The 19,137-nt window shown below is 67.6% G+C and carries 16 protein-coding genes; 11 read left to right on the top strand and 5 right to left on the bottom strand.

Going from position 1 to position 19,137, the window contains the following annotated elements; translation table 11 throughout:
• Positions 1 to 70: 70 nt before the first annotated feature.
• The 4 genes from K307_RS30845 (at position 71) to aroG (ending at position 8,399) form a co-directional block, all read left to right on the top strand.
• Positions 71 to 4,384 carry a YhdP family protein gene (locus K307_RS30845; protein ID WP_080745270.1) on the top strand — a complete coding sequence of 1,438 codons (4,314 nt, stop codon included), beginning with the start codon at positions 71 to 73 and terminating at the stop codon, positions 4,382 to 4,384.
• Between the two features lie 63 nt (positions 4,385 to 4,447).
• Positions 4,448 to 5,269 carry a carbon-nitrogen hydrolase family protein gene (locus K307_RS30840; RefSeq protein ID WP_042884761.1) on the top strand — a complete coding sequence of 274 codons (822 nt, stop codon included), beginning with the start codon at positions 4,448 to 4,450 and terminating at the stop codon, positions 5,267 to 5,269.
• 102 nt (positions 5,270 to 5,371) lie between these two features.
• On the top strand, positions 5,372 to 6,832 hold the full coding sequence (gene tldD / locus K307_RS30835) for a metalloprotease TldD (protein ID WP_042884759.1): 1,461 nt from the start codon (positions 5,372 to 5,374) through the stop codon (positions 6,830 to 6,832).
• A gap of 487 nt (positions 6,833 to 7,319) precedes the next feature.
• The gene (aroG, locus tag K307_RS30830) at positions 7,320 to 8,399 is read left to right on the top strand and encodes a 3-deoxy-7-phosphoheptulonate synthase AroG (protein WP_042884757.1); all 1,080 of its coding nucleotides are present in this window, start codon (positions 7,320 to 7,322) and stop codon (positions 8,397 to 8,399) included.
• 72 nt (positions 8,400 to 8,471) lie between these two features.
• Here aroG and K307_RS30825 read toward each other — a convergent pair whose 3' ends face one another.
• Both K307_RS30825 and K307_RS30820 read right to left on the bottom strand, forming a co-directional pair.
• Positions 8,472 to 8,870, bottom strand: coding sequence for a c-type cytochrome (locus tag K307_RS30825; protein WP_042884755.1), 399 nt, complete (start codon positions 8,868 to 8,870; stop codon positions 8,472 to 8,474).
• A gap of 8 nt (positions 8,871 to 8,878) precedes the next feature.
• Positions 8,879 to 9,226, bottom strand: a complete 348-nt coding sequence (locus K307_RS30820) for a c-type cytochrome (protein ID WP_042884753.1) — start codon at positions 9,224 to 9,226, stop codon at positions 8,879 to 8,881.
• Between the two features lie 533 nt (positions 9,227 to 9,759).
• Between K307_RS30820 and K307_RS30815 the strand changes: the two genes are divergently transcribed.
• The 3 genes from K307_RS30815 to K307_RS30805 are packed head-to-tail and all read left to right on the top strand — an operon-like array spanning position 9,760 to position 12,456.
• The gene (locus K307_RS30815) at positions 9,760 to 10,650 is read left to right on the top strand and encodes an AAA family ATPase (RefSeq protein ID WP_042884751.1); all 891 of its coding nucleotides are present in this window, start codon (positions 9,760 to 9,762) and stop codon (positions 10,648 to 10,650) included.
• A gap of 13 nt (positions 10,651 to 10,663) precedes the next feature.
• A complete protein-coding gene (locus K307_RS30810; RefSeq protein ID WP_042884749.1) occupies positions 10,664 to 11,287 on the top strand; it encodes a GNAT family N-acetyltransferase in 624 nt (207 codons plus the stop codon).
• Positions 11,281 to 12,456 (top strand): vWA domain-containing protein, encoded by a 1,176-nt coding sequence (locus tag K307_RS30805; RefSeq protein ID WP_042884747.1) that lies wholly within the window; start codon positions 11,281 to 11,283, stop codon positions 12,454 to 12,456. Before K307_RS30810 ends, K307_RS30805 begins: the two co-directional genes overlap by 7 nt.
• Positions 12,457 to 12,477: 21 nt before the next feature.
• Here K307_RS30805 and K307_RS30800 read toward each other — a convergent pair whose 3' ends face one another.
• Positions 12,478 to 13,428 carry a LysR substrate-binding domain-containing protein gene (locus K307_RS30800; protein WP_042884745.1) on the bottom strand — a complete coding sequence of 317 codons (951 nt, stop codon included), beginning with the start codon at positions 13,426 to 13,428 and terminating at the stop codon, positions 12,478 to 12,480.
• A 147-nt stretch (positions 13,429 to 13,575) separates the two neighbouring features.
• Here K307_RS30800 and K307_RS30795 point away from each other — a divergent pair, with 147 nt between their 5' ends.
• The 3 genes from K307_RS30795 to K307_RS30785 all read left to right on the top strand — a co-directional run bounded on the left by K307_RS30795 (position 13,576) and on the right by K307_RS30785 (position 16,478).
• Positions 13,576 to 14,562, top strand: coding sequence for a Bug family tripartite tricarboxylate transporter substrate binding protein (locus K307_RS30795; protein WP_042884743.1), 987 nt, complete (start codon positions 13,576 to 13,578; stop codon positions 14,560 to 14,562).
• A 12-nt stretch (positions 14,563 to 14,574) separates the two neighbouring features.
• Positions 14,575 to 15,462, top strand: a complete 888-nt coding sequence (locus K307_RS30790; RefSeq protein WP_042884741.1) for an N-formylglutamate amidohydrolase — start codon at positions 14,575 to 14,577, stop codon at positions 15,460 to 15,462.
• Positions 15,463 to 15,713: 251 nt separating this feature from the next.
• Complete coding sequence (locus tag K307_RS30785; RefSeq protein WP_419187188.1) at positions 15,714 to 16,478, top strand: BspC domain-containing protein; 765 nt, start codon at positions 15,714 to 15,716, stop codon at positions 16,476 to 16,478.
• Positions 16,479 to 16,551: 73 nt separating this feature from the next.
• Here the strand turns inward: K307_RS30785 and K307_RS30780 are convergent, their stop codons facing one another.
• Together K307_RS30780 and yaaA are read right to left on the bottom strand one after the other, a co-directional pair.
• The gene (locus K307_RS30780; protein ID WP_042884739.1) at positions 16,552 to 17,694 is read right to left on the bottom strand and encodes a M14 family metallopeptidase; all 1,143 of its coding nucleotides are present in this window, start codon (positions 17,692 to 17,694) and stop codon (positions 16,552 to 16,554) included.
• Positions 17,695 to 17,732: 38 nt separating this feature from the next.
• Positions 17,733 to 18,518 (bottom strand): peroxide stress protein YaaA, encoded by a 786-nt coding sequence (yaaA, locus tag K307_RS30775; protein ID WP_042887570.1) that lies wholly within the window; start codon positions 18,516 to 18,518, stop codon positions 17,733 to 17,735.
• A gap of 49 nt (positions 18,519 to 18,567) precedes the next feature.
• Here yaaA and K307_RS30770 point away from each other — a divergent pair, with 49 nt between their 5' ends.
• Positions 18,568 to 19,110, top strand: a complete 543-nt coding sequence (locus K307_RS30770; RefSeq protein WP_042884737.1) for a PIN domain-containing protein — start codon at positions 18,568 to 18,570, stop codon at positions 19,108 to 19,110.
• Positions 19,111 to 19,137 lie beyond the last annotated feature (27 nt).

Raw genomic sequence — 19,137 nt, 5'->3', positions numbered from 1 at the left:
GTACGCATTCTTGTTTTAGCCGGCCGGGCACCAGATTGGAGAGCGGCTAGTATTGTCGGATAATCTGCGCATGTCCAGCCGCGCCCCACAACCCGCTGACGGTTCTCCCCCCAATAGCGGTGTGGGTGGGCACGAGGCCGCCGCTACGCTGGCTTCCTCCTCACATCCCGCGGCTTCCCCCCACATCGATGCCCCTGGCGCCCCGCGCAAGGCGTCCGCCTTTGCGCGCGCCGGCGGACTGGCGCGTGCGGGCGTGAAGGCCGGCCTGCGCGCGACGGCCGCCGCCGTGCGCCATCCGTTCTGGCGCGGGCTGGGCCGCGCGCTGGTGCGCCTGGCGCTGGTGCTGGCCGTGCTGGCGCTGGTGGTGGGCCTGCTGATCCGCTTCGTGCTGTGGCCGCAGGCATCCACCGCGCGCCAGTGGCTGGAAGAGCGCGCCTCGGTGGCGCTGTCGGCAAAGGTCAGCATCGGCAAGCTCGATACCTACTGGGACGGCTGGCACCCGGCCTTCCGCGCGGGGGACTTGCGCGCCGTGGACGCCCAGCGCCGCGTGCTGCTCGCCTCCGCCACGCTCGACGGCAAGCTGGCGTGGCGCTCGCTGTTCAGCATGAACCTGCAGTTCGTCACGCTCAGCGCCACCGGCACGGACGTGCTGGTACGCCGCACGCCTGAAGGCCGGCTGCTGGTCGGCGGCATGCTGGTGGACTCCGCCGGCGGCCAGCAGGACGACGACCGCTTCCTGGGCTGGCTGATGTCGCAGGGCCGGGTCTCGCTGTCGGGCGGCAAGCTGCGCTGGCTCGACGAGAAGGCCAGGCTGCCGCAGCTCGACGTGGGCGAAATCCGGTTCGACGCCCGCCGCGTTGGCGCGCGCCATGCCGTGACGCTGGAAGCGCGCTCGCCGGCGCTGGGCCCACGCCCGCTGGTGGTGCAGTCCACCTTCCGCAACGACTACCTGCACAGCGCCGGCAACTGGCGCTACTGGACCGGCCAGGCCACCTGGGACCTCAGCCAGCTGCAGCTGCCGGTGCTGCAGCGCTACCTGGCGATGTTCGAGCGCGTCGCCAGCGGCACCTTCAGCACCGACGGCAGCATCGAATTCCGCGAGGGCCGCATCGTGCGCAGCCAGACCCGGCTGCGCACCAGCGGCGTCGACCTGCAGCTGGCCGGCGCCGCCGCGCCACTGCGGCTGGCCAACGCGCAGGCCTTCCTGCTGCACCGGACCGAGCGCGACGGCAGCAACCTGCTGACCGTCGACACGCTGCTATGGCAGCCCGCCGACGGCGACGGGCAGGCCGCTGCCGGCGACAGCACCTGGCGCGAAGGCATGCGCAAGGTCACGCTGGGCTGGGCCAGCAACAACGACGGCAGCCTGCGCAAGTTCTCGCTCAAGGCGCCCACGCTGGACCTGAACACGGTGCGCGCGCTGGCCACCTCGATGCCGCTGGACACGGCGGTGCTGCGCCGGCTGCGCGCGCTGCAGCCGGCCGGCCACCTGGACAACCTCAACGTCAGCTGGAGCCGCGAGCGCACCGGCATGCTGGATCGCCGCGACGGCAAGGCGCATTACAAGGTGCAGGGGACGCTGCGCAACGTCTCGGTCAACGGCCAGCCGGCGGTGCCCGCGCTGCGCGCCAACGGCAGGCCGCGGCTGGGCACGCCCGGCTTCTCGAACCTGTCCGGAACCTTCGCCTTTGATGACCAGCAGGGCAATGTCCGTTTCGAAGGCAATGGTGCGGCACTGACGCTGCCCGGCCTCTTTGAAGAGCCACGCCTGCCCTTCGACCAGATCGGCGGCGACGTGCGCTGGACCCACACCGGCGGCAAGCTGGCGGTGACGCTGGACGGCATTCGCTTCGCCAATGCCGACGCAGCGGGCACGGTAGGCGGCACCTGGCGTGAAGGCGGCGACGACGGCTCCGGCATCGCCGACCTGAGCGGCGAGATGACCCGCGCCCAGGTGGCGCGCGTGCCGCGCTACCTGCCGCTGTCGATCCCGGCCGGCACGCGGCACTACCTGGCCGGCGCGCTGGCGGCCGGCGAGGCGGCCAACGTGCGCTTCGTGCTCAAGGGCGACCTGGCGCACTTCCCGTTCCACGCCCCGCACGAGAAGGCGGGCGAGTTCCGCGTCGAGGTGCCGATCGAACATGTGCGCTACCAGATCGCCCCGCACGAGACCGCCACGGGCACGGCCGGCGGCGCCCCGCTGTGGCCGGACTTTACCGACATCGCCGGACAGGTGGTGTTCGATCGCGGCGGCATGACCTTCCTGGCGAAGCGAGCGGCGGTGCAGGATATCCCCGGCGTCACGCTGCAGGACGTCAGCGGGCGCATCGACGATCTCAGCGAGCACGGCCGGCTGGTGATCGATGGCGGCGCCAGCGGCCCCGTGCAGGGCTTCCTGCGCTATATCGCCACCTCGCCGGTGCGCGAATGGACCGCGCGCGTGGCCGATGCGGCGCGCGCGCACGGAAACGGCGAACTCGGGCTCAAGCTCGACATGCCGCTGGAACACGCCAATGCGGCCAAGGTCGAGGGCCGCTTCCACTTCCCGGGCAACGATGTCGTGCTGAGCCTGCAGATGCCGCTGCTGGGCAACGCCAACGGCACCATCACGTTCAACGAGCACGGCTTCGGGCTGGAAAACCTGCGCGCGCGCTTCCTGGGCGGCGAGGTGCGGCTGGGCGGCGGCACCCAGCCCGACGGCGCCACGCGCGTAAGCGCCAGCGGCAACGCCTCTGCGGCCGGGCTGCGCGAGGCGGCCGCGGGCTCGGCGCTGGCGCCGCTGGCGGCGCGCCTCGAAGGCAGCACCGGCTACAGCGTGGTGATCGGCACCGTCGGCGATGCCCCGCAGCGCCAGTTGCAGGTGCAGCTCAGCTCCGGACTCAACGGCATGGCGATCGGCCTGCCCGCGCCGCTGGCCAAGGCTGCGGCGCACGACCTGCCGCTGCGGGTGGACCTGCGCCCGGCCGGCGGCGCGGCCCGCGCCGGCACCGACGAGCTGGTGGTGCAACTGGGCAACGCGCTCAACGCGCGCTACCTGCTGCGCCGCGACCAGAATGGCGGCAGCAACGGCATCGAGGTGCTCGCCGGCGGCATCGGGGTGCAGCAGGCGGCGCCGCCGCCGGCGGCCGGCGTCAGTGCCGCAGCCACCTTCGAGCAGCTCGATATCGACGCCTGGCGCGCCGCCTTCGCCACGACCGCCGCCAACGGCAACGCCGCCGGGACGCCCTCGCCGTTCCTACCCGGCCGCATCGCGCTGCGCGCGCGCACGCTGCACGGCATGGGCCGCACGCTGGATGATGTAACGCTGGACGCGACGCGCGAGGGCGACGGCTGGAACGCAAAGGTCGACTCGCGCCAGGTCGCCGGCGCGGTACAGTGGCGCCCGGCCGGGCCTTCGGCGTCCGGATCGCTGCAGCTGCGCCTGTCGCGCCTGAACGTGCCCGATGCCAGCGACGAACATAACGTGGTGGACGCGCTCGCCAGCAGCATCGACGACCTGCCCGCGATCGACCTGGTGGCCGACCAGTTCATGCTGCGCGGGAAAGACTTCGGCAAGCTCGAGGTCAAGGCGCATACCGGCATGAGCGGCGCCGACCCGGTCTGGACGCTGGACAAGCTGCAGATCGAGCAGCCCGGCGCCACGCTCACCGGCAGCGGCAGCTGGCGCGTGCCGCGCCGCCTGCGCGCCGATGGCAACGCCGAGCGCCGCACGCTGCTGTCGTTTGCCATCGATATCCGCGACGCCGGCGCCACGCTCGACCGCCTGGGCCTGGCGCACACGCTGCAGGATGGCAAGGGCAAGCTGGAGGGGCGCGTGGCCTGGCGCGGCTCGCCGCTGTCGATCGACTACCCGACGCTGTCCGGCAAGCTGTCGCTGGAACTGGAGAACGGCCAGATCCTGAGCGTGGAGCCGGGCGCGGCGCGGCTGCTGGGCGTGCTCAGCCTGCAAGGGCTGCTGCGCTTTGCCACGCTGGATTTCCGCACCTTGTCCGGGCGCGGGCTGCTGTTCGACCGCATTGCCGGCACCGGCACCATCGAGAACGGCATCGGCACGATCGAGGAATTCCAGCTCCGCAGCCCGCAGATCACCGCCAGCATGGCCGGCACCGCCAACCTGCTGAGCGAGACGCAGGACCTGCGCGTGGACGTGGTGCCGCGCATCAACGCCACGTCCACCTCGGTCGCCGCCGCGTTTATCAACCCGGCGCTGGGCATCGGCACGCTGGCCGCCCAGTTGCTGTTCGCCGACGAGTTCTCCAAGATGTTCACCCAGCACTACCACATCACCGGCAGCTGGGCCAACCCGCAGATCGGCAAAGTGGAGGACAATATGGCGCGAGGAACGACCTTCCAGAACCGCGCGGATCCGGCCTTCCCGCGCTGATTTTCTTGGTGTGAACCTGCTTTTCCGGTGAACCTTCGCCGTCCACAGAGGAAACCAACGCCCATGACAGCGCCCGCCCCGTTTCGCGTTGCCGCGGTCCAGACCGTCACCGGCACGTCGCTCGATGCCAACCTCGCACGCGCCGACGCGCTGATCGCCGAGGCCGCCGCCAGCGGCGCGCAACTGGTGCTGCTGCCCGAGTACTTCTGCATGATGGGCCGGTCCGAATCCGACAAGATCGCCGTGCGCGAGCGCGACGGCGACGGCCCGGTGCAGCAGTTCCTGGCCGACGCGGCGCGCCGCCACGGCATCTGGCTGGTGGGCGGCACGCTGCCGATGTGGTGCGACGATCCGGCGCGCGTCTACAACTCCTCGCTCGCCTTCGACCCGTGCGGCGAGCGCGTGGCGCGCTACGACAAGATCCACCTGTTTGGCTTCACCCGCGGCGCCGAGAACTATGACGAGTCGCGCACCATCCTGGCCGGCCGCACGCCGGTCAGCTTCGATGCGCCGTGCGGCCGGGTGGCGATGTCGGTGTGCTACGACCTGCGCTTTCCGGAGCTTTACCGCGGACTGGCAGCGGGCGAAGGCACCAGCTTGATTCTGATGCCCGCCGCCTTCACCTACACCACCGGGCAGGCGCACTGGGAGATCCTGCTGCGCGCCCGCGCCATCGAGAACCAGTGCTATGTGCTGGCCGCCGCACAGGGCGGCAAGCATGAGAACGGCCGGCGCACCTGGGGCCATTCCATGCTGGTCGATCCCTGGGGCGAAGTGCTGGCCATGTTGCCCGAGGGTGAAGGCGTGGTCGGCGGTGTCATCGACCCGGCACGCCTGGACGAGGTCCGGCAGAACCTGCCGGCGCTGCGACACAGGGTGCTGTAGCATGTACGCAATCGCGGGGCCTGCGGGCGCCCGCCCACGGATTTTCACGCGCCGGCAAGACAGAGAGCAAGCCGGCACGACCCAAAGCAGAAAGGACATTTCATGAACGCCGGCGATCTCGGAATCCGCAACCTGGCCACCGCGCAGCAACTGCTGCTGGCGCCGTACGGCCTGGATGAAGCCAAGCTCCAGCGCGTGCTGGCCGATATCTTCACGCACAAGGTCGACTACGCGGACCTGTACTTCCAGTACACCCGCAACGAGGCCTGGAGCCTGGAAGAAGGCATCGTCAAGTCGGGCAGCTTCAGCATCGACCAGGGCGTGGGCGTGCGCGCGGTCTCGGGCGACCGCACCGCCTTCGCCTACTCGGATGAAATCAGCCTGCCGGCGCTGTCGCAGGCGGCAGCGGCCACGCGCACCATCGGCCGCGCCGGCAGCGGCCGCATCAAGGTCGCCGGCGAGCTGGCCACGCACGCCGGGCGCAATCTGTACGCGCCCAACGACCCGCTCGACTCGATGAGCGCGGCCGAGAAGGTAGCGCTGCTCGAACGCATCGAGCGCATGGCGCGCGCCAAGGACTCGCGCGTGGTGCAGGTGATGGCGGGCCTGGCCGGCGAGTACGACGTGGTGCTGGTGGCGCGCAGCGACGGCGTGTTCGCCGCCGACGTGCGCCCGCTGGTGCGCGTTTCGGTCACGGTCATCGCCGAACAGGGCGGGCGCCGCGAGATCGGCTCGTCCGGTGGCGGCGGCCGTTATGCCTACGGCTACTTCACCGACGACCTGCTGCAGACCTACGTGGACGAGGCGGTGTCGTCGGCGCTGGTCAACCTGGATGCGCGCCCCGCCCCGGCCGGCGCGATGACCGTGGTGCTCGGCCCGGGCTGGCCCGGCGTGCTGCTGCACGAAGCGGTCGGCCACGGGCTGGAGGGTGACTTCAACCGCAAGGGCTCGTCGGCTTTTGCCGGCCGCATGGGCGAACGCGTCGCGGCCAAGGGCGTGACCGTGGTCGACGACGGCACGCTGGCCAACCGCCGCGGCTCGCTCAACCTGGACGATGAAGGCAACCCGACCCAGTGCACCACGCTGATCGAGGACGGCATCCTGCGCGGCTATATCCAGGACACGCTCAACGCGCGCCTGATGAAGATGCCGGTCACCGGCAACGCACGCCGCGAAAGCTATGCCGCGCTGCCGATGCCGCGCATGACCAACACCTACATGCTCAACGGCGACAAGGATCCGAAGGAGATCATCGCCAGCGTCAAGAAGGGCCTGTACGCGGTCAACTTCGGCGGCGGCCAGGTCGACATCACCAACGGCAAGTTCGTGTTCTCGGCGAGCGAGGCGTACGTGATCGAGGACGGCAAGATCAGCTACCCGGTCAAGGGCGCGACGCTGATCGGCAACGGCCCGGAATCGCTGAAGGACGTCACCATGATCGGCAACGACATGCGCCTGGATTCGGGCGTGGGCGTGTGCGGCAAGGAAGGGCAGAGCGTGCCGGTGGGCGTGGGGCAGCCGACGCTGCGCATCGAAAACATGACGGTGGGCGGCACCGCCTGACGCCTCTGCGCGACACGAAAAACGGGACCTGCACGGTCCCGTTTTTCATTGGCGCGACGCGCCATGGCCGCAGCCCACGGCCGTTGCGAAAGAACGCCGCGTCGCCGACACTTGCCAACATTTTCAAAAGGCGCTATAAAGATGCTTCGCTGTGTGACAAGCAACGGACGCACCGCGAAAAATCGTCCACCGGCGCGCAATTTCCTGCCTTTCTGCTACGCAGTGCAGCATAAATTCGGCGCCTACCGACCAAATCGATTCAAGCTGACCCAAGCCAACGCCTTTTTCCGCCATGTCCGCTAAGTTTTACTTTTACTTCTTTAGCGATCTCACACCGCTGGCGGATAGGGAGGGACGGCTGTAAGCAGCGCCCCGAATACAAAAGAAACCGCCAGCGACCCTGGCGGTTTTTTTATACCTGTTTGCCGAAGTGCCCCAAAACCCCGATTCCCCACTCCCACGACCTCACAGAAATCCTGGAGCCATCATGCTGAAGAACACCGACGACCTGCGCATTCGCGAACTCAAGGAACTGCTGCCGCCCGCGCACCTGATCCGCGAGTTTGCCTGCTCCGAAAAGGCCTCGGACGTGATCTACGGCGCGCGCCAGGCCATGCACCGCATCCTGCACGGCATGGATGACAGACTGATCGTCATCATCGGCCCCTGCTCGATCCACGACACCCGCGCCGCGCTGGACTACGCCAAGCTGCTCAAGGTCCAGCGCGACCGTTTCGCCGGCGAGCTGGAAGTGGTGATGCGCGTGTACTTCGAGAAGCCGCGCACCACCGTGGGCTGGAAGGGCCTGATCAACGACCCGCACATGGACGGCAGCTTCAAGATCAACGACGGCCTGCGCACCGCGCGCGAGTTGCTGCTGAACATCAGCGAGATGGGCGTGCCGACGGGCACCGAGTACCTGGACATGATCAGCCCGCAGTACATCGCCGACCTGGTCAGCTGGGGCGCGATCGGCGCGCGCACCACCGAATCGCAGGTGCACCGCGAGCTCGCGTCGGGACTGTCGTGCCCGGTGGGCTTCAAGAACGGCACCGACGGCAACGTCAAGATCGCCGTGGACGCGATCAAGGCCGCGTCGCAGCCGCACCATTTCCTGTCGGTGACCAAGGGCGGCCACTCGGCGATCGTGTCGACCTCCGGCAACGAGGACTGCCACGTGATCCTGCGCGGCGGCAAGGCGCCCAACTATGACGCCGCCAGCGTGCAGGAAGCCTGCGACGCCATCGCCAAGGCCGGCCTGGCCTCGCGACTGATGATCGATGCCTCGCATGCCAACAGCAGCAAGAAGCACGAGAACCAGATCCCGGTGTGCGAAGACATCGGCCGCCAGATCGCCGGTGGCGATGAGCGCATCATCGGCGTGATGGTCGAATCGCACCTGGTGGCGGGCCGCCAGGACCACGTGCAGGGCACGCCGGTGGAGAACCTGACCTACGGCCAGTCCGTGACCGATGCCTGCATCGGCTGGGACGACTCGGTCACGGTGCTCGAGGGCCTGGCCGAGTCGGTGCGCCAGCGCCGGCTGGTGCCGGGCAGCGGCAACTGAGCCGCGCAAAAATAAAGCCGCTTCGATGAAGCGGCTTTATTTCCGTTTGAGCGGCAGGTGCCGCGCGCCGGCTTACTTCTTCAGCACCAGATCGCCAGGCAGCGACTCGATGTAGGCGGCAATGTCCTTTAGCTCCTTGCGGGTGAACGGACGCGGCTTGCCATCCTTGCCGGTCACGGCCGGGTTGGCGTTGACCTGGCCGGCCATGATCGCGTTGGAGCGGCCCACCAGCGGGCTGCCCGACACCTGGTAGGACAGCAGCGCGTGGTACAGGTAATCGGCATGCTGGCCGGCGAGCTTCGGGTACTCGGGCGAGATCGGCTTGTTCATGCCGGCACCGTGGCAGGCCACGCAGGCACCCTTTTCCACCAGCGCCTTGCCGTTGGCGAGGTCGGCGGCCGAGACCGGCATGGCGGCAGCACCCAGCACGAGTGCGCCGAGCGCGAACGAAAGCGTCTTGAGCGTCTTCATGGGGTCTCTTACTTGAGGGAGTTGTTCTGCGTACCGGCCTTCTGCTGCGAGTAGTAGGCAGCGACGTTGGCGATATCCTGCTCGGTCAGCGACGCAGCGATGCTGCGCATGGTCGGATGCTTGCGCTCGCCCTTCTGGTAGGCCTTGAGCGCGTTCTCGATGTATTTGGCGCTCTGCCCGCCCAGCAGCGGCACTTCATAGGTCTCGGGGAACGACGCACGGTAGCCCGGAATGCCGTGGCATCCGATGCACATTGCAACCTTGTCCTTGGCAGCGTCTCCATTGCCCTTGACTTCCTGTGCCTGCGCGACCGTTGCAGCCGCGCCCAGCACCACCATCGTGAGGAGCTTTTTCATTGTCTTAGCGGATTGGAAGTTAAACCGTGCGTGACCTGCCCTGCCGGGCGGAGACGGTTTCAGAATGCTTCTGCGGGGAGCCTGGCAGCCGTGGGATTGCCGAGGTGCAACCCGCCAGACATGTCGCATCCGGTTGCTTGCCGTGATGTGGAACACCATTCTGGAACCACCTCTCGCAATCGCCGCGACCCGGAAGGGCCGCTGGGACTTCTGAACGCGGACTGCCGGATACTAGGAAACTGGACGTGGGGGCGCGTCAAACCGCCGCATTGTACAGCAGGCGGCACCTGCCAGTCCAGCGACCGGGGCCGGCCAGGGCCGTGCCGTCAGCCAGTCCCAACACGAACCGCAAAGGTCTTTTATACTGGCCCATTCGAGGAATCCGCACGACCGTTCGCAGCCGCTGCCGCGGCGCCGCCACGGGCGCACGGCTCCGGCCCCTGTTTCCAATAATGAAAGCGCGCGTGACAGCGCGAAGAGACTGCGCCACACGCCAACCCGGCCGCTCCACGGCCGTCACCTCAGGTTGCCTCATGTCAAACACCGCCAACGCTTCCGCCCAAGCACCCTCCGCCCAGCAGGTTAAATTCGAGGGCAGTGACCAGTATGTCGCCACCGACGACCTCAAGCTGGCCGTCAACGCCGCGCGCACGCTGCAGCGTCCGCTGCTGATCAAGGGCGAGCCCGGCACCGGCAAGACCATGCTGGCCGAGGAAGTGGCCGCCGCGCTGGGAATGCCGCTGCAGCAATGGCATATCAAGTCGACCACGAAGGCGCAGCAGGGCCTGTACGAGTACGACGCCGTCTCGCGCCTGCGCGACTCGCAGCTGGGCGACGACCGCGTGCACGACATCCGCAACTACATCGTCAAGGGCGTGCTGTGGCAGGCCTTCGAGGCCGACGAGCAGGTCGTGCTGCTGATCGACGAAATCGACAAGGCCGACATCGAATTCCCCAACGACCTGCTGCGCGAACTCGACCGCATGGAGTTTTACGTCTACGAGACGCGTGAACTGGTCAAGGCGAAGCACCGCCCGCTGGTGATCATCACCTCGAACAACGAGAAGGAACTGCCCGACGCCTTCCTGCGCCGCTGCTTCTTCCACTACATCAAGTTCCCGGACGCCGACACCATGCAGCAGATCGTCGACGTGCACTACCCGGGCATCAAGCGCGAGCTGGTCGCCGCGGCGCTGGAATCGTTCTACGAGATGCGCAACCTGCCGGGCCTGAAGAAGAAGCCGTCGACCTCCGAGCTGATCGACTGGCTCAAGCTGCTGATGGCCGAGGACATCCCGCCCGAGGCGCTGAAGAGCCCGGACAAGAAGGCCGCGATCCCGCCGCTGCACGGCGCGCTGCTGAAGAACGAGCAGGACGTGCACCTGTTCGAGCGCCTGGTGTTCATGAACCGCGCCAACCGCTGAGGCGATTCCCGTCATGACCGCGTTCGCCAAACCCATCACGCTGGTCGGCCGTCACGCCACGCTGGAGCCGCTGCGCCCCGAACACGCCGAGGGCCTGCGCGCCGCCAGCGCCGACGGCGAGCTGTGGAAGCTCTGGTACACCAGCGTGCCCGCGCCCGAGCGCATGGAAGCCGAGATCGCGCGGCGCCTGGGCCTGCAAGAGCAAGGCTCGATGCTGCCGTTCGCGGTGCGCGATGCCGCGGGCGAGCTGGCGGGCATGACCACCTTCATGAATATCGACGCCGCCAACCGGCGCGTCGAGATCGGTTCGACCTGGTATGCCCGTCGAGTCCAGCGCACGCCGCTGAACACCGAATGCAAGCTGATGCTGCTGGGCCACGCCTTCGACCATCTCGAATGCATCGCCGTCGAGTTCCGCACGCACTGGATGAACCAGCAGAGCCGCGCCGCGATCGCGCGCCTGGGCGCCAAGCAGGACGGCGTGCTGCGCAACCACCAGCGCATGCCGGATGGCTCGTTGCGCGACACCGTGGTGTTTTCGATCATCGCCAGCGAATGGCCGACGGTGCGTCAACATCTGCAATTCCAGCTCGAGCGGCCGCGCGCCGAGTCCCCCCGAAGCGAGGCATCATGCTGATCGATTTCTTCTTCTCGCTGCGCCACGCCAAGCTGCCGGTCTCGGTCAAGGAATACCTGACCATGCTGGAAGCGCTCAAGGCCCAGGTCATCTCGCCGTCGATCGACGAGTTCTACTACCTGTCGCGCATGACGCTGGTCAAGGACGAGAAGCACTTCGACAAGTTCGACCAGACCTTCGCCGCCTACTTCAAGGGCGTGGAGAGCCTGGTCGACTGGAAGTCGGACATCCCGCTCGACTGGCTGCAGAAGACGCTGGAACGCGAGCTGTCGCCCGAGGAAAAGGCCAAGATCGAGGCCATGGGCGGCCTCGACAAGCTGATGGAGCGCCTCAAGCAACTGCTCGAAGAGCAGAAGGAGAAGCACGAAGGCGGCAACAAGTGGATCGGCACCGGCGGCACTTCGCCGTTCGGCCACGGCGGCTACAACCCCGAGGGCATCCGCATCGGCGGTCCCTCCAAGGGCAACCGCACCGCGATCAAGGTGTGGGAGACGCGCGCCTACAAGGACTACGACGACCAGGTCGAACTGGGCACGCGCAACATCAAGGTGGCGCTGCGCCGGCTGCGCCGCTTCGCACGCGAAGGCGCCGACACCGAACTGGACCTGGACGACACCATCCATTCCACCGCGGCCAACGCCGGCCTGCTCGACATCAAGCTGCGGCCCGAGCGCCACAACAAGGTCAAGGTGCTGATGCTGATGGACGTGGGCGGCTCGATGGACGACCACATCAAGCGCGTGGAGGAACTGTTCTCGGCCACCAAGACCGAGTTCAAGCACCTGGAGTACTACTACTTCCACAACTGCCTGTACGACTACGTGTGGAAGAACAACCGCCGCCGCCACGCTGAAAAGCTGGCCACCTGGGACCTGCTGCACAAGTACACGCCCGACTACAAGATCATCTTCGTCGGCGACGCCACCATGAGCCCGTACGAGATCCTGCAGCCGGGCGGCTCGGTCGAGTACAACAACGCCGAGGCCGGCGCGGTGTGGCTGAACCGCATGACCGAGCAGTTCCCGCACTTCGTCTGGCTCAACCCCGAGCCGGAAGGCCTGTGGCAGTACCGCCAGTCCATCACCGTGATCAACCAGCTGATGAAGGGCCGCATGTACCCTGTCACGCTGGCCGGGCTCGAGCAGGCGATGAAGGTGCTGTCGAAGTAGCGGCAGCACCCTTTTCTTCCATCACGCCGGCGCAGGGCCCTCCTGTCCGGACGCTGGCGCCGACGGCCGCGCGCCAGCCAGGTCCGCCCCCTCCATCACCCACTCGCGAAACGTGCGCAGCGCCGGCAGGTGCTGCTTCTGCTCCGGATAGCACAGGTAGTAGCCCTTCCTCGCCAGCACCTGCGCCGGATGCGCCACCACCAGCGCGCCGGTGGCCAGTTCTTCCTCGATCAGGCAGCGCGGGATCAGCGCGATGCCCAGCCCCGACAGTGCCGCCTGGGTCAGCAGCGAGAACTGGTCGAAGCGCGCCCCGCTCCATGCCTGCCGCGTGGGCACGCCCAGCGTGGCGAACCAGTCGGGCCAGGCTTCGGGCACGGTGGTGTGGTGCAGCAGCGGATAGCGCAGCAGCGCGGCCGGCGTGGGTGCCACGCCGTCGGGCTGGTTGGCCAGCAGGCCCGGGCGGCATACCGGCAGCACCTCGCGCCCGGTCATGTAGTCGGCCAGGCTGCCCGGCCAGACGCCGTCGCCGAAACGGATCGCCGCGTCCAGGTCAGGCTCGGAAAAATCGTAGCCCTGCGCATGCGGCACGAATTCCAGCGTGACTTCCGGATGGCGCGAGAAGAACTGCGGCAGGCGCGGGATCAGCCACTTGGCGCCCAGCGTCGGCATGCTGGCGATATGCAGCACGCCGCCGCGGCCCTGGCTCGCCATCAGCTCGACCGTGGCCGCCTCCAGCTCGCTCAGGCTCGGGCCGATGCGTTCGAGGTAGCGTTGCCCCGCGGTGGTCAGCACCAGGCGCTGGCGCACGCGCTCGAACAACTCCACGCCGAGGTAAGCCTCCAGGCTGCGCACCTGCTTGCTCACCGCGCCCTGCGTGACATGCAGTTCGCGCGCGGCCACGGTAAAACTGTTGTGGCGGGCGGCGGCTTCAAAAGCCTGCAACTCGGTCAGCGACGGACATAAGCGTCGCATAATTCACCTCTACTTCACGACCAGATGGAATGAGCTAGGGATTTTATTTCGTTTGCGACGGGCTTGCCCGAACGCGCAGAATCGTGAAAACCACTTTGTTCCGCCATTCCGCCTTCCGCCCTCCACCCTCTTCCCCATAAAACCGTCATGCAACGTCGCCATCTTCTCCGAGTCCTGGCCGCCACTTCGGCCGCTGTCGCCGCCGGCATTTCCTTCAGCGCCGTCGCCCAGCCCGGCTACCCGAACAAGCCGATCACGCTGGTAGTGCCGTTCCCGGCCGGCGGCACTACCGATATCGTCGCGCGCATCGTCGCCGACAAGCTCGGCCAGCAAATGGGCCAGCCCGTGGTGGTCGACAACCGCGGCGGCGCCGGCGGCAGCATCGGCACCACCTTCCTGTCCAAGGCCGCGCCGGACGGCTACACGCTGGGCATCGCCACCGCCTCGACCCACGGTATCAACCCTGCGGTCTACCCGCGCCTGTCCTACGATGCAACCAAGGACTTCACCACCATCACCGACCTGGCCTCGGTGCCCAACGTGATGAGCATCAACCCGGCGGTCAAGGCCACCGACATGAAGTCCTTCATCGCACTGGCTCAGTCGCAGCCGAACAAGCTGGCCTATGGCTCGGCCGGCAACGGCAGCGTCTCGCACATGATGGGGGAACTGTTCAAGATGAGCAGCAAGACCGAACTGCTGCACGTGCCGTACAAGGGCGTGGGCCCGGCGCTGAACGACGCGCTGGCCAACCAGGTGCAGGTGCTGTTCGACAACCTGCCGTCGTCGCTGCCGTTCATCGAAGGCGGCAAGCTTCGCGCCCTGGCAGTGGCCGCGCCCAAGCGCGTGCCCGCGCTGCCCAACGTGCCGACCTTTGCCGAGCTGGGCCTGGGCGAAGTCAACGACGCCGCCTGGTTCGGCCTGATCGCGCCTGCCAACCTGCCGGCCGATATCCAGGGCAAGCTCAACGCCGCCGCAATCAAGGTGCTGGCCATGCCGGAAGTGAAGGCCAAGCTGGAGAAGCTCGGCGCCACCACGGTTGGCGACACCCCGGCGCACTTTGCCGCCCAGATCAAGAGCGAAGTGGCCAAGAACAAGCGCATTGCCGCCGCCGCCAAGATCTCCCTAGACTGATTTCGCCCCGCCATGACTGAAACAGAACGAAAGACCGCGGACAGTCCGTTCTTCCTGTACCAGCCGGAGGGCGAGCCCTCCGCGCTGTTCCTGGACTCACCGCACAGCGCGACCACCTACCCGACGGACTTCCGCCCCGACCCCGCCCTGCCGCTGCCGCTGCTGCGCCAGGCCGAGGACACCTTTGTCGACGAGCTCTACGCCGGCGCCCCGGCGCGCGGCATCCCGCTGCTGTGCGCAGGCTTCCCGCGCAGCTACCTGGACGCCAACCGCGCGCTGGACGAGATCGACGAGACCCTGCTGGAAGCGCCGTGGCCCGGCGCGAAGCAGGAGACCTCCAAGACCCGGCTCGGCAAGGGCCTGGTCTGGCGCGTGCTCGACACCGGCGAGCCGATCTACGACCGCAAGCTAAGCGTGGAAGAAGTGCAGGCGCGCATCAACGGCTACTACCTGCCCTACTACGCGCAACTGCAGAAGCTGGCCGACCGCGCCATCGCCGGCCACGGCGCCGCCTGGCACATCAACTGCCATTCAATGCCAAGCCACGCCGCCGAATACGCGACCGAGTTCCCGGGGCTGGAGCATCCGGACTTTGTCGTCGGCGACCGCGACGGCACCACCTGCGACAAGCGCTTCACCGACCGCGTCGAAGGCGTGCTCAAAGACATGGGCTACGACGTCTGGCGCAACCACCCGTACAAGGGCGTGGAGATCGTGCGCGTGGTGGGCCAGCCACAGGCCGGGCGCCACAGCCTGCAGCTGGAGGTCAACCGCAAGCTGTACATGGATGAGGTGGGCCTGACCCACACCGCGGGCTTCGCCAAGCTGCGCCATAACCTGAACGCGCTGCTCGACGAGCTGCTGCGCTTCACGCGCTCGATGCCCTCGCGCGTGGCGTGAGCGGCAACGCGCCGTTGGCCCGGACAGTCGTCCGGGGCCAACGGCGACGCTGGCTGCGGGTTCGCCGCAGTTGTGCGGCAAGGGTGATTCCTGCTAGCAGGCAGGTCACTTCCTGCGCGACATCATGGTTAGAAGAATGGGTAACAAGATTTAGGAACTTTGTCAGATAGGTTTCCTCTATCATGGCAATCCTTTGCGAACCCATTCTGCATCCCAGCCCCCTGGGCTGGCACGCACACACCGCTAACACCGTGATCCGACGAATCTCCGAACTGCTCGGCAGCGGGCTCCGCATGGTGACTGCCGCAGTGGCCGGTGCAATCGCGCTGGCAGGCTGCGCCAACCTGCCGGCCGACGAGGCCGCCACCGCTGCCACACCAGCCCCCGCGCCGGCACCTGCCCCGACCACCGCCACTCCCGCCGCCTCCACCACTCCGCCCACCAAGACCATCACCCTGCCCGACCGCGGCCGCGTCAGCCTGTCCGAGTACCGCACGCGCATGCGCGAACAGCTGATGAAGACCGAGAACGCCACCAGCGACGTGGCCGACTGCGCCGCGCACGCCAGCTGGGTAGTGCCACGCTCGGCCACCTACGACGCGCTGAAGATCCCGACCGGCGCGCTCGCCGCCGGACAGGCCACCACCGAACCGTGGAGCGGCCGCTTCTCGCCCGGCAAGCAGGCCGTGCCGGTCAGTTCTGTGGTCACGTTCAACGCCACAGCACACAAGCGCCGCGGTGACAACGAATGGCAGCCGGTACGGGTGCGCTGCGGCTATGACGATGGGATGATGCTGGCGTACGAACTGCTGGACAGCGGCGGCGCCACCGTCACCGAAGCCTCGGGGCCGCCAGCCGCGCCGGACGTGAACCACACCTCCGCCAGCAAGAGCCGCAAGGGGAGCAAGGGCTCGGCGTCGAAGTCGAGTGCTGCATCCAAGTCGTCGAAGTCCGCGTCGTCCAAGTCAACGTCCGGCTCGGCCAAGACGAGCAGCAAGACCAAGAAGAAGCAATAAGCGGGAAACAAGCGCGGCGTCCGCGTGGCGCCGGCCAGGCCCGCCCTTGCGGCGGGCTAATGGCGGCGCTGGCTCAGCCCAGGTAGTCCAGGATCGCCTGCAGCATCGCCGTGCCCAGCAGCGCGCTGCGCGCGCCATTCCAGCCCACCTCAGGCTCGGGCAGGTCGGCGTTGTCCTTGAACGGCATTTCCAGCGTCAGCGCCAGGCAGCCGAAGGTATGGCCGATGTACTTGGACGCCAGCTTGAGCGCATCGGCGTTGTACTTGCTGGCCGCATAGCCGTGCACGTCCTGGAAATCCGGCGAGGCGCGCTTGAAGGCCTCGATAAAGCGCAACTGCTCGCGCCGGCGCGCCTCGGTGAAGCCGGGCAGCATCTCGCTGCCGGCGACGAAGTTGTACGGCAGCCCCTCGTCGCCGTGGATATCGAAGAACATGTCGCAGCCGCTGGCCTCGATGGCGCGGCGCACGTGATAAACCTCGGGGCTGGTATCGGGGCTGGGCGCCATCCACTCGCGGTTCAGGTTCGCGCCTGCGGCGTTGGTGCGCAGGTTGCCGCGCGCCGAGCCGTCCGGGTTCATGTTCGGCACGATATGGAACACGGCGCGCTCCAGCAGCTTGCGCGCGACCGGGTCGCCGGCCCATACCCCGGTGCCGGTCAGGCGCTGCAGCACGCCTTCGACAAACCATTCGGCCATGCTCTCGCCCGGGTGCTGCCGCGCGATCATCCAGATGGTCTTCTTGCCGGGGCCGGGCTGGCCTAGCGTGACGCGGGTCATGTCGCGCCCGTCCACGGTGCTGCCCAGGTGCGACAGCCGTGCCAGCGGCGAGCGCTGGCAGGTGGCCAGCAGCGACAGGTGGCGCTCGTCCGGGTACGGCTCGAAATATGCGAACCAGACGCTGTCATGCTCGGGCGTAAAGTCCACCGTCATCACGTGGCCGTCGAAGCGCGTCGGCACGCGGAACCAGTGCGCGCGGTCGTACGAGGCCACCGCGCGGTAGTCGCGCCAGCCGTCCGGATAGGTGCAGTCGCCGGCGTTGAGGAAATGCATCCGGCACGCCTGCCCCGCCGCACCCTGCAGGCGGAAGTGGAACCACTGGCGGAAATCGGCATGCGAATCGGCACGGATGCGCAGGCGGATATCGTCGGCACGGTCGAGCGCCTCGACCTCGATGGCGCCGGAATCGAAATGCGAGGAGATATGCAGGGCGGAAGGCATGGCGGGCAGTCTCGTGGCAGTGGGTGCGGGCAGTCGGTTCAGTCTTCCAGGCGGCGACGGAACACCCAGCGGGCGGCGTCAGAAGCCGCGGCGTCGAAGGCGTAGCCATCCTCGGCAAAGCGCTTGAGCTTTTCCGGCTCGGTAATGCGATGCGTGAGCGCGTAGCGCGCCATGGTGCCGCGTGCGCGCTTGGCGTGGAACGAAATGATCTTGTAGCGGCCGCCCTTCCAGTCCTCGAACACCGGGGTGACGATGCGCGCGTTCAGCACCTTGGGCCGCACCACCTTGAAATACTCTTCCGAGGCCAGGTTGACCAGCACCGGCGCGCCTTCCTGCTTGAGCGCGGCCATGTCGCCGTTGATCATCTGCGTGACCTCGTCGCCCCAGTACGCGTACAGGTCCTTGGCGGCGGCGGTGTCGAGCCGCGTGCCCATCTCCAGCCGGTACGGCTGCATCCAGTCCAGTGGACGCAGCACGCCATAGAGGCCCGACAGGATGCGGATGTGCTTCTGCGCGAAGCCGAGGTCGTCGGCCGACAACGTCTTTGCGTCGAGACCGTCGTAGACGTCCCCGTTGAAGGCCAGCACGGCCTGCTTGCTGTTGGCCGCGGTGAACTCGGGCGACCAGTCGGCGTAGCGGGTCACGTTGAGCACGGCCAGCTTGTCGGAGATGTCCATCAGCGCGCCAACGTCCTGCGGCGCCAGCTTGCGCAAGCGCTCGATCAGCGTGGCGGAATGGTCGATGAAGCGCGGCAGCGTATGGGTCTTGATACGCGCGGGGGTCTCGTAGTCCAGCGACTTGGCGGGAGACAAAACGATGAGCATGGCAAAATCGCGGCAGTAGCCAAGTACAAACAAGCCAAGATTGTAGCGAATGCGCCTCGACACCACCGGAACCACACTTCCCGCCAGCCTCGCCGGCATCACATCCGCGCCCGCGGCTGCGCCCTGCGTGGTGCTGGACTCCAATATCTGGGTCGACCTGCTGGTATTCCGCGACCCGCATGTCGAGCCGATCCGCCAGGCGCTGGAAGCTGGCACCATCGCCCCGGTGATCCGCGCCGACTGCCGCGAGGAGCTGCGCCGGGTGCTGGCCTATCCGCAATTTGCCCGCTTTGACGTCGATATCGACGCGGCGCTGGCCACGGTCGATCGCCTGACCCGGCTGGAGCCCCTGCCGCCGCAGGCCGAGTCCGACGCCATCAAGCTGCCGCGCTGCAAGGACACCGACGACCAGAAGTTCGTGGAGCTGGCCCACTTTGCCGGCGCCGCCTGCCTGGTGTCGAAGGACAAGGCCGTGCTGAAGCTGCGCAGCCGCCTGCGCCGCTCCAGCGGCGTGGAAGTGCTGACGCCGCCGGGCTTCGGCGCGTGGCTGGCCACGCAGGCCGGCGCCGACAGCGCGGCCGATCCGCTTTAAAATTGCCGCACCTCGCACGGCGCTGCC

The sequence above is a fragment of the Cupriavidus necator A5-1 genome, from assembly GCF_000744095.1.
GTDB classification, from domain to species: Bacteria; Pseudomonadota; Gammaproteobacteria; order Burkholderiales; family Burkholderiaceae; genus Cupriavidus; species Cupriavidus necator_A.
The sequence above is the reverse complement of the archived record's forward strand: the minus strand, read 5'-3'. Positions and strand labels throughout refer to the sequence as shown.